At 54.3% G+C, this 14122-nt stretch carries 12 protein-coding genes; 4 read left to right on the forward strand and 8 right to left on the reverse strand.

What is annotated here, in order from left to right:
- Positions 1-11 precede the first annotated feature (11 nt).
- Together PUV54_RS02115 and PUV54_RS02120 are read left to right on the forward strand one after the other, a co-directional pair.
- The gene (locus PUV54_RS02115) at positions 12-3107 is read left to right on the forward strand and encodes an efflux RND transporter permease subunit (protein WP_274493867.1); all 3096 of its coding nucleotides are present in this window, start codon (positions 12-14) and stop codon (positions 3105-3107) included.
- Between the two features lie 13 nt (positions 3108-3120).
- On the forward strand, positions 3121-4248 hold the full coding sequence (locus tag PUV54_RS02120; RefSeq protein ID WP_274493868.1) for an efflux RND transporter periplasmic adaptor subunit: 1128 nt from the start codon (positions 3121-3123) through the stop codon (positions 4246-4248).
- A 2-nt stretch (positions 4249-4250) separates the two neighbouring features.
- Here PUV54_RS02120 and PUV54_RS02125 read toward each other — a convergent pair whose 3' ends face one another.
- The 5 genes from PUV54_RS02125 to PUV54_RS02145 all read right to left on the reverse strand — a co-directional run bounded on the left by PUV54_RS02125 (position 4251) and on the right by PUV54_RS02145 (position 7873).
- A complete protein-coding gene (locus tag PUV54_RS02125) occupies positions 4251-4529 on the reverse strand; it encodes an HPr family phosphocarrier protein (protein ID WP_274493869.1) in 279 nt (92 codons plus the stop codon).
- Entirely contained in the window at positions 4529-4939 is a 411-nt protein-coding gene (locus tag PUV54_RS02130) for a PTS sugar transporter subunit IIA (RefSeq protein ID WP_274493870.1), read from the reverse strand. Before PUV54_RS02130 ends, PUV54_RS02125 begins: the two co-directional genes overlap by 1 nt.
- A gap of 103 nt (positions 4940-5042) precedes the next feature.
- Entirely contained in the window at positions 5043-6764 is a 1722-nt protein-coding gene (locus PUV54_RS02135) for an ATP-binding protein (protein ID WP_274493871.1), read from the reverse strand.
- 6 nt (positions 6765-6770) lie between these two features.
- A complete protein-coding gene (locus PUV54_RS02140) occupies positions 6771-7466 on the reverse strand; it encodes a response regulator transcription factor (protein ID WP_274493872.1) in 696 nt (231 codons plus the stop codon).
- 116 nt (positions 7467-7582) lie between these two features.
- A complete protein-coding gene (locus PUV54_RS02145) occupies positions 7583-7873 on the reverse strand; it encodes a 4a-hydroxytetrahydrobiopterin dehydratase (protein ID WP_274493873.1) in 291 nt (96 codons plus the stop codon).
- A gap of 176 nt (positions 7874-8049) precedes the next feature.
- Here PUV54_RS02145 and PUV54_RS02150 point away from each other — a divergent pair, with 176 nt between their 5' ends.
- Positions 8050-10185, forward strand: coding sequence for a TonB-dependent receptor (locus PUV54_RS02150; RefSeq protein ID WP_274493874.1), 2136 nt, complete (start codon positions 8050-8052; stop codon positions 10183-10185).
- Positions 10186-10759: 574 nt separating this feature from the next.
- Here the strand turns inward: PUV54_RS02150 and PUV54_RS02155 are convergent.
- From PUV54_RS02155 to PUV54_RS02165, 3 genes are all read right to left on the reverse strand, one after another.
- On the reverse strand, positions 10760-11458 hold the full coding sequence (locus tag PUV54_RS02155; RefSeq protein ID WP_274493875.1) for an anti-sigma factor: 699 nt from the start codon (positions 11456-11458) through the stop codon (positions 10760-10762).
- Positions 11455-12018 (reverse strand): sigma-70 family RNA polymerase sigma factor, encoded by a 564-nt coding sequence (locus PUV54_RS02160; RefSeq protein WP_274493876.1) that lies wholly within the window; start codon positions 12016-12018, stop codon positions 11455-11457. Before PUV54_RS02160 ends, PUV54_RS02155 begins: the two co-directional genes overlap by 4 nt.
- Positions 12019-12081: 63 nt before the next feature.
- Positions 12082-13215 (reverse strand): anhydro-N-acetylmuramic acid kinase, encoded by a 1134-nt coding sequence (locus PUV54_RS02165; protein WP_274493877.1) that lies wholly within the window; start codon positions 13213-13215, stop codon positions 12082-12084.
- A 102-nt stretch (positions 13216-13317) separates the two neighbouring features.
- Here PUV54_RS02165 and PUV54_RS02170 point away from each other — a divergent pair, with 102 nt between their 5' ends.
- The gene (locus PUV54_RS02170) at positions 13318-14070 is read left to right on the forward strand and encodes a creatininase family protein (protein ID WP_274493878.1); all 753 of its coding nucleotides are present in this window, start codon (positions 13318-13320) and stop codon (positions 14068-14070) included.
- Positions 14071-14122: the final 52 nt, after the last annotated feature.

The following is a 14122-nucleotide window of genomic DNA, read 5'->3' on the forward strand; positions in this document are numbered from 1 at the left end:
GAGCACCACCCATGGGCCTCACCCGGATTTGCCTGAAAAACCCGGCTGCCGCAGGCGTTGTATTGGCGATCATTACACTGCTCGGTTTCATGTCGATATCACAATTACCGGTGCAACTCTTTCCGGCCATTGAAAGACCGCAGATTGGCGTATGGACAGGATGGCGCGCCGCCTCTCCACGCGAAGTGGAAAGTGAAATCACCGAACCTGTGGAACGTGAGCTGCGCGGCATCCCCGGCATGACGGCAATGCAATCCTGGTCAAACCCTGGCGGCGCATGGATAAATCTCGAATTCGCTTTAGGCACGGATATGGATCAGGCGTTCACGGAAGTGAACTCAAGACTGCAACGCGTACGCGGGCTGCCGGCGGAAGCCGAACGCCCGCGAGTCAATTTGGGCGGTGGCGGCGGAAACTCCGGAGAAACTTTGATCTTTCTGTTTCTGCAAAAGTTGCCTTCCAATACAAACGAAAACGTCCGCCTGTCGGAATTCGCCGAACAAAGAATCGCGCCAACGATCGAAGCTATTAATGGCGTTGCGGGCATCGACATTAATTCTGACGACGGCGAGATGATTGTTAACATTGAGTTCGATCCTTTCCTGGCCGCACAACTAGGCATTACGCTTGATGAAATCACCCAGAACGTAAACCGCTCTTCCGACGTCACGGGCGGCCGGGTAGAAGTTGGCCGTCGCAATTACACGATGCGCTTTGAAGGACGTTTTTCCGCCGAGCAGTTGAACGAAACAATCCTTGCCTGGCGCGATGGCGCGCCGGTGACGCTGGGCGACATTGCTGAAGTCAAAGTGGCGCCTGATCACGGCGGCGGCGTTGTTTATCAGAATGGCAATCCTGCAATTGGCATGCGTGTTATTCGAGAGCCTGGGGCCAACACCCTTGAAGCTATAGACGAACTTACTGTCGTGCTGGATGAACTAAATGCGGGCGCGCTCGCTGATATGGGCTATGCGATTCATAAAAGCTTTGACCCCTCCGTGTTCATTAAGCGAGCTATTTCTTTGCTCACCAGCAACCTTCTAATCGGCGTTATGTTGGCTGTCGGCGCGCTATGGTTGTTCTTGCGGAGAACGATGGCGACGGTGATCATCGCCGCAGCGATACCAATCTGCCTGATGGCGACCATTGTCGTGCTGAATTTATTCGGCCGGACGATTAACGTCATTTCTCTCGCCGGTCTTGCGTTTGCTACCGGCATGGTTCTCGACGCAGCAATTGTCGTGCTGGAAAACTTCGTCAGGATGCGAGAAGAAGGCCACTCGTCTTACAAGGCCGCAGAAAACGCCGTTGGCCAGGTATTCGGGGCCCTATTCGCCTCTACCGTCACGACAATTGCGATTTTTATACCGATCATGTTTTTTGAGGATATCGAAGGACAGCTTTTCGCAGATCTCGCACTTACAATCGCAATCGCTGTGTCCTGCAGTCTGCTCGTGGCGGTTACACTCTTGCCGACCGGCGCAAGGCTATTCATCAAGGAATCCAAAAACGACGCAACCGGCAAAAGACCAGCATTCGCCAGCAAACTTGCAAACTTCATCATGGGGCTGACGGCGACCAATCCCCGCCGGATTGGAATAGTCGCCGGCCTCACGATCGTGCCTATTGTGTTGGGCTACTTGCTGTGGCCGCAACTTAACTATCTGCCGCCTGTAAAACGCGACGCAGTCGACGCTATGGTTGGATTTCCATCCGGCGCGAGCGCCGACATGATCCGCGAAGAGTTTGCGGAGGTCGTTGTCGAACGGCTGGAACCTTACCTTACCGGCGAAAAAGAACCGGCGCTTAGAAACTACTACATGTTTTCCGGTGAATGGGGCGGCAATGTCGGCATTCGGGTTCGCGATCAATCGCGCGTCCAAGAGATGATAAAAATCGCGAACGAAGAGATTTTATCCGGCTTTCCAGACACGCGCGTGTTCGCCAATCAGGGTAGCCTGTTTGGCAATTGGGGCGGTCAGGGCTCGATCAGACTTGAACTTCAAGCTGCTGATTTTGATGCGCTCGGAAACGCTGTTCCGCAGGCTATCGAAATTATTCAGCAAACCATGCCAGGCGCACAAGTTTGGCCAAATCCGGACCCGCAGATTGTGACGCCGGAATTACGTTTGCTGCCGAATGATCGCCGCATCGCGGAAGTTGGCATGACGCGCGATTCCGTTTCCCGTGCCGTCCGCGCCCTTGGCGACGGACAATGGCTTGGCGAATTCTTTCATCAGGATGGACGCATCGATATCTATTTGCGCGCAAAAGAATGGACGGAACCCGAGTATCTTGAAACAGCGCCGATCGCGACACCTACAGGCGCGATTGTTCCTCTCGGGGAACTGGTCACCATTTCGCGCGGTGTTGGTCCGCAGCAAATCCGCCGTCTTGATGCGCGGCGAACAATAACTTTGGGCATTACACCCCCTGACGGTATTGCGCTCGGCCCCGCTGTGGAATTGTTGAAAGATGTTGCGGAACCGCAATTGTATGAAACGCTGCCTCAAGGTTCCTCCCTTAAATGGGGCGGCGATGCGGACGCGCTTGCGAGAGCTGTCAAAAACCTGGGCGGCAACTTTCTGCTGGCGATCGCTATCTTGTTCTTGATCATGGCGGCTTTATTCAAGTCTGTGAAGGACGCGTTCTTTGTTATTGTGACATTGCCAATGGCGACCGTTGGCGGGATTTTGGCGATAAGGGGGGCTGACCTTCTTAACCCGTTGCCTCTCGACCTTCTGGGCATGATCGGTTTTATCATCCTTCTTGGCCTGGTCGTGAACAACGCCATCTTGCTCGTATCGCAAACGCGAGCATCTGAGGCGGAGGGCAAGTCACGCGCCGAAGCAGTGCGTGAGGCGCTAACTCTTCGCATACGTCCGATCTTTATGTCGACATCGACATCGCTAATGGGGATGCTGCCGCTGGTCCTCGCGCCCGGCGCCGGTAGCCTCATCTATCGCGGTCTCGCCACCGTCATTGTTGGCGGCATGGCGGTATCAACCCTTTTCACCCTGATTTTGTTGCCCGCCATGCTGCAGCTTGGCGCCGCCCCCGCCCTCGCCAAAACGCGAGGCGGTCTTGCCGCGCAACCGGCGGAATAAAGGAGAGAGTTTCATGAAACGGAAATTCGTGCTTGGAGGCGGCGCATTGCTGGCCGTAGCTGCGACAGTTGCCTTTGTTTACGGCGGCCATGTTGGGGCGAGCACTGAAGAAGCTGACGCCGGCGCTGGAGCGGAAGCGCCGCAGGGCCCGCCCCCGGCGCCCGTTGCTGTGGCAAAAGCCGAACGACGCAGCCTTGCACCGCGTGCTGACACGCCGGGTGCTGTCGTATCCACCCGGGACAGCCTTGTTGCGGCTGCAACATCAGGAAAAATCGAATGGGTGGCGGAAGTTGGCGCGGAAGTTGATGAAGGCGCTGTTATCGCACGCATCGAACAAGCAGACGCCAAGTTTACGCGCGATGACCAAGCTGCCGCAGTACGGCGATTACGTGCGCGCGCCGATTATCTCGATAGCCTCTATCAGCGCTATCTTGGCCTTGAGGAAGCGGGCGAGTCCGAAGCTTCCATGGATGAAATGCGATCGAACAGAGACGAGGCGCTGCAAGCGCTGGCGCAGGCTGAAGTCGCATTACAACGTGCAGAAACAAATCTCGAACGTACTATCGTGCGGGCTCCATTCGCCGGTCGCGTCGTTTCGCAAGAGGTGCAAATCGGCGAGTTTGCAAATCCGGGGTCTCAACTCATCCGTTTGGTTGACACTCATCGCTTGGAGGTCACGGCGCGCGCGCCAGCCGGCCTGACGCGAAATATCAAACCTGGCGACGCCATTACTGTGGCCAATGGTGCTGAGAATTTGGATGCTACCGTGCGTGCTGTCGTGCCGGTCGGGGATGAACGCTCGCGTATGCTCGAAGTTCGTTTAGAGCTGCCTGAAGACACTGCCTGGTATATTGGTTCGGCGGTTCGCGTGAATTTACCGTCAGCCGCGCCGCGTATTGTCACCGCTGTACCGCGGGACGCGCTTATTCTGCGCGCCGACCGGATTAGCGTTTACGTGATTGGTGAAGACAACCTCGCTAAAAGGGTAGATGTTGAGCTCGGTGCTGCTGAAGGTGGTTTCATCGAAGTGATCGGCGAAGTTGAATCAGGCGACAATGTCGTGATCCGCGGCGGTGAACGTTTACGTGACGGCCAGGCGGTGACCATGTCTCAAACGCCGCTTATTGAACCAACAGCTTGACGCTAGTCTTTTTCGCCGAAACGGTCCTTGATGAGACCGACGATCGCGTGGACAGCTTCTTCCGCTTGAGGGCCGGTGGCGGAAATTTCAAGCTGCGCGCCTTTGCTCGCTAACAGCATCAACAAATCAAGCTGCGAATCCGCCAGAGCCTCGCGATCATTATTTCTAACGGTAACGGTGGCGTCATATGATTTCGCCAGCGACGCCAGGTATCGCGATGGACGAATATGCAAACCAAGCTTGTTGCAGACTTCAACCGACGCTTTGGCTTCTTCACTCACTAATCCGCTGCCTCACCTGACAGAACCCACGATGCGACGTTAATGTATTTCCTGCCTGCATCATGGGCCGACTTCACAGCTTCCGCGAGATCATCCTCAGCACGGGCGGAAGCAAGCTTGATCAGCATTGGCAGGTTTACGCCGGCGACTACATCCGCGTTTGCTTTTTCCATGACGGAAATAGCGAGGTTAGAAGGCGTGCCGCCGAACATATCGGTCAGGATAATAACGCCCTCGCCCGTATCAACTGACTGAGCAGCATCGAGGATATCCTGACGTCGTTTTTCCATATCATCGTCGGGGCCGATGGAGACAGCTTTCACCTGCTCTTGCGGACCAACCACATGCTCTGCCGCGGAAAGAAATTCTTCCGCAAGCCTTCCATGGGTGACAACAACCAATCCAATCATTCGCAAATTCCAACCTTTACCGGATAATTATGGTGCGTGATTGAGGCCAGATGTCCACAAAAAAATCTGCGGCGACTGTTCCTGCGTTGGCATGCACACGTTTTTAGGTGCCCGGAAGCTCAACGATAAAGCGCGCGCCTTTGCGGTCACTGCCCGGATCGTCCGGATCGGTCAATCGGTTTTCCGCGACAATACGACCACCGTGAGAGTTGACGATTTGCCGCGAAATAGCGAGGCCAAGACCGGAATTATTGCCAAAAGCCGACCCTTGTGGGCGCTTCGTATAAAAGCGCTTGAAAATCGACTCCAGATTATCTGGCGGGATGCCGGGACCGTCATCCTCGACGATGATCCGCGAGGCGCTGCTACGGACGCCCGCTGGTTCCAAAAAGACTCTCACTTCACCCCCGTTCGGACTAAACGAACGCGCATTGTCAATGAGATTCCGGATCACCTGGCTGAGCGCTGTCGGATTGCCAAGAACGTATGTGTCATGAAGCGGCTCATCAAAAGTAACGCGCACCGCGATCTCGCCGGAAGTGTGCGAATAACTTTGAACAATGTCCTTGATCAATCTACCAAGGTCTACGGCCTCCCGGCTCTCGCGCGCCAATTCAGCATCAAGCCGTGAGGCGTTTGAAATATCCGTGATCAGGCGGTCCATGCGCGCGACATCTTTTTGTATCACCGAAAGCAACTTCGCCTGTTGTTCCGGCGTTTTTGCAATCTGCAGCGTTTCCGCCGCGCTTCGAATGGACGTCAACGGGTTTTTTAATTCATGAGAGACATCGGCGGCGAAACTTTCGATGGCGTCGATCCGTGCATAGATCGCCTGCGTCATGGATTTAAGCGATCCGGAAAGCTCGCCAATTTCATCCTTTCTGTTGGTGAAGTCCGGGATACGCGCACGGCCCGCCGCAGCGATGCCTTCCCTGACTTTGTCAGACGCAATAGCAAGCTGACGGATCGGTTGCGCAATCATCGTTGTCAGCAAAAGCGATGACAATATCGCCGCAGCCACCGCCCAGCCAAAAAACGGCAGAATAGATAGCCTTGCGTCCTCGACAACCGTATCAATGCCGCCGCTCTCAGCCGTAACGACTCCATAGATGGCCTGCACCCGGCGAATTGGCACCGATACCGAGGCGACAAGCTCGCCTTCTTCATCAATACGTACGGATGTGGCGCCGCGCTCCTGCGCGAACGGTGACGATGCGAGCGCATCGTTCAACTCATCCTCAATAGTGCGCCGCGCCGCCTGCGCACGAAAATCACGTGAAAAAAATCGCGACAACCGCCGCCAGAGCCCTTCTTCTTCAAGGGATTGAATAACGCCGTTTTGCTGCTCAATAGGCGGCAGGTTCTGCGCGACGATTTCATCTTCGCGCAACACTACATCCTCGATCAGCAAGGCCCGCGCATCGGTTACAGGCGGATCATCAAAGGTTTGCGGCGCGTTAAATATTCTGACGCGTCCTTCGAAACTGTCCCAGACGCGATTGAAAACTTCGCGAACGTCCCGCTGTCGCAAGGATAAAGCACAGATGGCGGTTTCTTCCTGTCCGGCTATGTCCGCTTCTTCAACGGGCTGGCAAGTCGATTCATCTATAGCGACCTGCGCGAGAACGTCTGCGATAATCTGCGCCTGAGCGCGAACGCCTTCAAGTTTCGCCTGGATAAGGCCGTCACGATATTGCGTGAGAGCAAAGGAGCCCAACAACAAGATGACAAGCCCGATGAGGTTGGCGAGGACGATCGTGACCGTCAGGCGCGACACCGTCCTGTTTGCGCGGCGTCGTCGCACAATCGCGCCCTCATCAGCCATCGCCTATCAGGAATCCTTGTACTTATAACCGACGCCATAGAGAGTTTCGATCGCATCAAACTCTTTATCGACCACACGAAATTTTTTCCGTATGCGCTTTATGTGGCTGTCGATAGTACGGTCGTCTACATAAACCTGATCGTCATAAGCGGCGTCCATCAATGCATCACGGCTTTTGACGAAACCGGGGCGTTGAGCCAATGATTCCAGAATTAGAAATTCCGTTACGGTTAAAATAACCGGCTGCTCTTTCCACATGCAGGCGTGACGCATGGGATCGAGCGTTAGATCGCCCCGGCGCATGATCTTCTTTTCTTCTTCTTCGGTCGGGACATCGCCCGCTTGTCCGCGACGAAGAACCGCCTTCACGCGCTCCAGCAACAGGCGCTGAGAAAATGGTTTCTTGACATAGTCGTCGGCGCCCATTGTGAGACCCAGCACCTCGTCGATCTCTTCATCCTTCGACGTGAGGAAAATGAGCGGCAGGCTCGAATTCTGGCGGATACGGCGCAGCAGCTCCATGCCGTCCATTGTCGGCATCTTGATATCCGACACAACCATATCAGGCGGGGTTGCGGTGATGAATTCGAGTGCGGCAGCGCCGTCCTCGAACGTCTTTACAGTGTGGCCTTCCGATTCCAGCGCGATGGATACGGATGTCAGGATGTTTTCGTCGTCATCGACAAGCGCGATTGTCGCCATAGTTCTAAAAATCCTCTTGTGATATCAGCTTCTTACTATGGGTCGCCCCGGGCGTACAGAAGGCGGACCCGTGGCGTTTTTGTGTCCTGTTACGCTTTCATGGTTTTCAACCGGCTTTATTTGGCTGCCTCTTCAATATTACCGGCTAACGCAACATCCCGCTCCGACAGACCGTCAGCATCATGTGTCGTCAGCGTGACCTCCACTTTGTTATAGACGTTAAACCATTCGGGATGATGGTCGGCTTTTTCCGCCGCCAACGCGACCCGGCTCATGAACCCCCAAGCCTCATTAAAATCGCTGAATTTGAAGGTTCTGGATACGGCGTCACGCCCCTCAACCATCTTCCATTCCGGATAACGGCTCAAGAACGTCTCGCGCTCCTCCTCGCTAAGCTTTCTGACCATGTCCGAGCCTTTCTATAGTCGCCACTGCAACACTCCCCCTTTCACGTGCTTTCTCGGGCTGATTTAGTCAAGAAATGTAATTGACAATCATTCTCATGATCGATAGCCAAGCTGTAATTGAGAATTACTCGCAACGGGTGTCAGGAACGCCCACCAGTGCCAAAGGGGTATCGACTATGGGACGCAAGACTGCGTTAGCGCTGACAACCATTTTAGCCACAACTCTACATTCAAACATGGCGGTCGCAGATGACACCGCAGATGAAATCGTCGTTGTTGGAAAGGTCCTTTATACTGATCAGGTGAACGCGCTGAAAGCGCCAACACCGATTATCGATGTTCCACAAAGTCTGTCGATTGTAACGGCCGATGAAATTACTCAACGCGGATTCACGAGCATCGGCGAGATCATCAACTACACGCCGGGCGTTAGCAATTCACAGGGTGAAGGTCACCGCGACTCTGTTGTGTTTCGCGGCGTTCGCTCCACTGCCGATTTCTTCATCGATGGCGTTCGCGACGATGTGCAGTATTATCGCCCGCTTTATAATCTTGAGCAGGTCGAAATCCTTCGCGGCCCGAATGCGCTGCTCTTCGGCCGAGGCGGTACTGGCGGCATCCTGAACCGCGTTACAAAGAAAGGCGTCATCGGCGAAAATTTCACAGGGTATCAAGCAGGCGTTGATACGTTTGGTGAGTTTGGCTTCCAGGTCGATACTAACTACGCCGCCGGTGACACAGCAGCATTCCGGATTAATGCGATGTATGAAAGCCTGAACAATCACCGCGATTTCTATGATGGTGATCGTATCGGCATAAATCCAACGGCCAAATTCGCGATCACGCCTGCAACGACTCTGGATGTGTCTTACGAATATGTTGATCATCGCCGTTTTGTAGATCGCGGCATTCCAACAGCGAATGGCGCTCTTGACGGAACCGTTGCAAACCCGGGACGTCCGGTTGAAGACTTCAAAGATATTGTATTCGGCGATCCGGAACTGAATTTTACCGACCTGAAAGCGCACCTCGTTCGCGCTTCATTGCAGCATGCGTTTTCTGAGAATTTTAAAGGCATCTTCAGCGCATTTTACGGCGACTATGACAAGCTCTACCAGAATTTCTATGCGTCCGATTACAACCCGGAAATCGATGCAGATGTCGTAACGCTTGACGGATATGTCGACCGGACAGATCGCCAAAACCTGATCCTTTCAGGTAATTTAGTCGGCAAATTCAACACAGGAAGCTTCCACCACACTGTTGTTACGGGTGGCGAGTACATCAATACTTCATCGGATCAAGATCGTTTTAATTCGTTTTGGAGTGGAACGTCGGATGATATTGAGATGTTCACCATCGCCCGGCCGCTAAACTTAAGCGGAGGCGTTGGGGTCAACGCCAGCGGAATGCCAACAACAAACAGCTTCACGACAGATATCAACGACGACACGCGCGTCAGTATTGACGTCTTCTCCGCTTACTTTCAGGACCAGATCGAACTTACAGACTGGCTCGATATCGTTGCGGGCGTCCGGTATGATAGTTTCGATATCGAAGTCTTCAATGCTGAGCCGCCGACAGAAACGCGCACGCGAAAAGATGACAAATTTTCACCACGCTTCGGCGTTATCCTGAAACCGCAGGAAAATATCTCTATTTACGGCAGCTATAGTGAATCATTCCTGCCGCGCAGCGGCGAGCAATTCGCGAATATCAATGGCGACAATAACGCCCTTGACCCTAACACCTTCTCCAACCTCGAAGCGGGTGTAAAATGGGACTTCAACCAAGGACTTAGCCTAACCGCCGCTGTTTTCGAGATTGAACAAAGCTCACCGCAAGTGGCGGACAATGATCCATCAACGCTGGACATCATCGACTCGAAAATTCAGGGATTTGAAGCTCAGCTACAGGGCCACGTAACCGAGCAATGGTTTGTTTCTGCGGGCTATAGCTATCTTGACGGAGAAATTGTTAACCGGATGGGACCAACGGGCTTGCGGCCGCAGGAACTACCGGAACACATGTTCTCTGTCTGGAACAGTTTTCAGGCAACGGAAAAGTTTGGTCTGGGGTTTGGCCTGACCTATCAGGACGAGAGCTTTATCAACAATGGCAATACCGCGATCCTTCCAAGCTATGTCCGGCTTGACGCCGCAGCCTATTATGACGTGTCCGATAAGTTACGCCTTCAGGTTAACGTCGAGAATCTGACAGACGAGCTTTATTTCCCGAACTCGCACAGTACGCATCAGGCGACAGTGGGCGCGCCAGTCAACGCAAGGTTCACAATCACGGGAACGCTCTGAGGACTGACATTCTCTGTTTGGGGAATGTAACCCTGCGTAACATAGAAAAGGGCCGCTCATCTGAGCGGCCCTCAATCCTTTTAGCAGGATCGCGATTTCGTCAGCCAACAGGCCTCGAGATCTTTTCAATAAATCCGGTGGTCACGCGCGTGTCGAAGGCTGCTCCGAGACGCGCTGTTTCCACAAAGACCTCATTGGCTTTAAGAAATCACTCGACATCGGATCACCTCCTCTCGTTGCTGAAAACCTGTCTAAAATCATGGGCTGCGTTTCGCGCTATTGCAACCCCAATTGCAACACCAGACAGTTAAAGGAAATGGTTAATAAATGAGGCCGGACGTGGCTTGGGGGCGATGTCCGGCCTCACAGACGGCTTCAGCGTTACTCCCCCTTGAAAAAACGCGCGAGACCGTCTGAATCTGGTAAGAAATACGCGGACACTTCCTGCCCGAGAGAGAGAAGCAGGCAGGCGGAGGGGCGACATTCGTCAGGGGCGCGCCCGCGCATTCCTGTTGGCTTCGATACGCAAAACCAACTTAGATACGTTCCGGAACCTGCTCGGACGCAAAAAAGGTCAGATTTTTTTCAGCAGCCCAATGCCAATGACGGGTCCTGTAGGCGCGCCGCTCGGGGAGCCTCCTTGGGGCTCGATACTAACAGCCAGTGCTGCGCCAGCATTAATTAAGTCTCTCAACAGCGCAGGGATGTGAACGAGATCGTCACCCTCAGCGCCGATCAGCCCCAACGAGCGCGGCGTGCCGTCTTCGGGGATGAGCCACAACTCGGCCGACTGACCTTCAGCGATTTCAATCGCGGCGTCCTGAATTCGAATCGCCGTGAGCGTTCCGTCAATTTCCGCGACGAACACCGGCGCTGCGTCAGCCGGCAGAATAGTCGCCACAAATGCCGGCGACGGCGGTACGGAAGGCTGCTGAACAGAGAATACATACACTACTGACAGCACTGCTAAAGCCGCCATTGCGCCGGTTGAAAATCGCCAGAACGGTAGGGAAGACCATAGCGAAGATTTTGCAGCAGACTGCGCAAACAACGTTTCTTCGATACGCTGTTTCAAGAGCGTCGGCGCTTCGTGAGGCTCGATCTCCTCGGCAAGGTTGCCAAGCTGCGCTTCCCAGAAACGAACACTGGCGGCAAACGCGGCATCTGTTTCAATACGGCGCTCCGCTTGCACGTGCGCCTCGCTGGAAAGCACGCCAAGAACATACTCTCCGGCAAGGATGCTGTCGTCGTACGTTTCGCCGCTTTCGCTCATTCCGATACGCTTTCGGTTTTTTCGGTTTCGAGACAGCCGCGTAGTTTAGCGAGACCGCGGCGCACCCAGCTTTTGACGGTGCCGGCCGGTTTGCCGAGCGAGCCCGCCAGATCGTTATATGTCCGGCCCTTGAAGAAGGCGTCGCGTATCACTGACTTTTGCGGATCTTCGAGTTTGTCGAGACACGCCGCAAGGCGGCGATATTGATCGGATCGGGCGGCCTCATCCTCAGGCGATGGCGCGTCGCTGACGAGATCCGTCTGCTCCTGAATATCAGCTGCCGGCGTTTTGCGTTTTCTTGCACGATCAATGGCTGCGTTTCGCGTAATAGTGATTAACCAGGTCATGCCTGTCGCTTTACTCAACTGAAAAGTCCCCGCCTTCCGCCACACTTTGATATAGGCGTCATGAACGGCGTCTTCTGTTTCCGTTTGCTCATTCAAGATACGTAGCGCCACGGCAAAAAGTTTCGCCGAAGTGCGATCATAAAGATCGCTGAATGCGGACCTGTCCCGTAGTGAGATTCGCGCCAGCAATTCCTCTATTGTCGGATCGGCCATATCCCCTGCTTATGCAACCATGCAGGCACTCTACATGAGTTTAAAATTCGGGCAAACGACCTGCTACACTGGGGCGCGAAAATAAACGCCGCCCTTCATCGGGACGGGAACTCTTGTTGTTTTGGGGTAGCTTAAGGGAAGTTTTTTTAAACTCCTGACCGCGAGATAGGCGAAACACTCCGCCTCCAGATCATCGCCGCGCCAACCAGCTTCTTCCGCTGTAACAACCGGCGCATCAAGCATGTCTTTTAACGCCGCCATCATTGCCGGATTGTGACGGCCGCCGCCGCACACGATCCATCCGCCCGGCGGATCAGGGAGAAATTTTACAGAGTCGCGAATGCAAGCGGCGGTAAATGCCGTCAGTGTCGCCGCGCCGTCCTCAGGCGAAAGTTTTCTCACATGATCGAGTTTAAAATCGTAGCGATCAAGCGACTTCGGCGGACTGCGACGCAAATACGGCGCAAGCAGCATCATTCGCAACGCTTCTTCATTGACTTCGCCTGCGCGGGCCATGGCGCCGTCCTTATCCATCGGCTCGCCCGTTTTAAGCTCAACCCACTCATCAATAAGCCCGTTGCCGGGGCCGCAGTCATACGCAATCAAGTCCGCCGCCCGCGCATTTTCAGGCGCATATGTGACGTTTGATACTCCACCGAGATTTATGACGCCTACGGCGCATTCGGGCGGTTCCGGCATGGCGGCAAGCAATGCTCGATGATAAGCTGGTGCAAATGGCGCGCCCTCTCCGCCAGCAGCCACGTCCGCCGCTCGAAAATCGCAAACAACATCGATGCGTGTTTCATCAGCGAGCACGCGACCATCGCCGATCTGCCAGGTTCTTCCCGCCACGCCCGGATCCCGTGACGGGCGATGCAAAATCGTCTGGCCATGAAACCCCATGACATCAATATCTGTTCGCTTGACGCCCGCCTCTTCCAGAAGCTTTTCAACGGCCAAAATATGCGCATGGGTCACTTCGCCAGCAGCCTTGCCTATCTCAGCGGCCCCGTCACGGCCTTCCAGCGCCGCCTTGATTGCCCGGCGGGCCCAGATTTTGTGATCGCGACTGTAGGGAACATGGATGGCGTGACCGGTTTCAACGACGTCCTCACCGTCCGTCGTGAGAATCGCGGCGTCGATGCCGTCAAGGGACGTGCCGCTCATTAGTCCGATTGCTGTCAGCCGGTTTGTCATAAGCACTCTCTAAACTGATCTTGCAAATGAAAACAAAGGATCACTTAATACGGATGGCGTGTCTTTTACACAAAAGCTCAACTCTACGAAAAGGAACCAATCATGCTGATGGCGTTAAGCACTTGGCAAGAAATCGAAGCCTACCTCTCCCGTTCCACGGGGATTATTGTCCCTATTGGTTCATTTGAACAACATGGGCCGAACGGACTGGTTGGCACGGATGCGCTGTGTCCTGAAATTATCGCAAACGCAGGTGCGGCAGACCGCGACGATATTCTGATCGCGCCGACTTTTTCTGTTGGTTGTGCTCAACATCATCTGGCGTTTCCCGGCACGATTACTTTACGTCCATCGACCATGATCGCAGCGATGACCGACTGGGTGGCGTCACTTCGGCGTCATGGCTTTCGCCGGATATATTTCCTGAATGGTCATGGCGGCAATATCGCGACAATCCAGGCGGCGTTTTCGGAAATCTATGCTGACGACAGCTTCAGCACAGACGGGCCGGGCAACGAGGCTGTAAAGATGACGTTGCGCAACTGGTGGGATCTTTCAGGCATCGAAAAACTATGTCTTGAAATGTACCCCAAAGGACATGGATCACACGCAACGCCATCGGAAGTTTCAGTGACTTATTTCGCTTATCCGGAAGCAGTAAAATCGGCGTCCATGGAGCCTGAAATTGCTCCTTCCGGCCCGATCCGCGACGCCCATGATTACCGGCGCCGTTTCCCCGATGGGAGGATCGGCTCAAATCCGGCTCAATCATCTGCGCAGGATGGCGAGAAAATCGTTACCGCAGCGGCCAAAGCGCTTCTGGATGATTATGAAAGCTTTCTCAGCGCAACCTAAAGTAAAGGAAAGCGGCGTTCTTAAACATCAGGTCGCTGGACAATAGCTCTGA

Source organism: Hyphococcus flavus (assembly GCF_028748065.1).
In the GTDB taxonomy this organism is placed as follows: Bacteria; Pseudomonadota; Alphaproteobacteria; order Caulobacterales; family Parvularculaceae; genus Hyphococcus; species Hyphococcus flavus.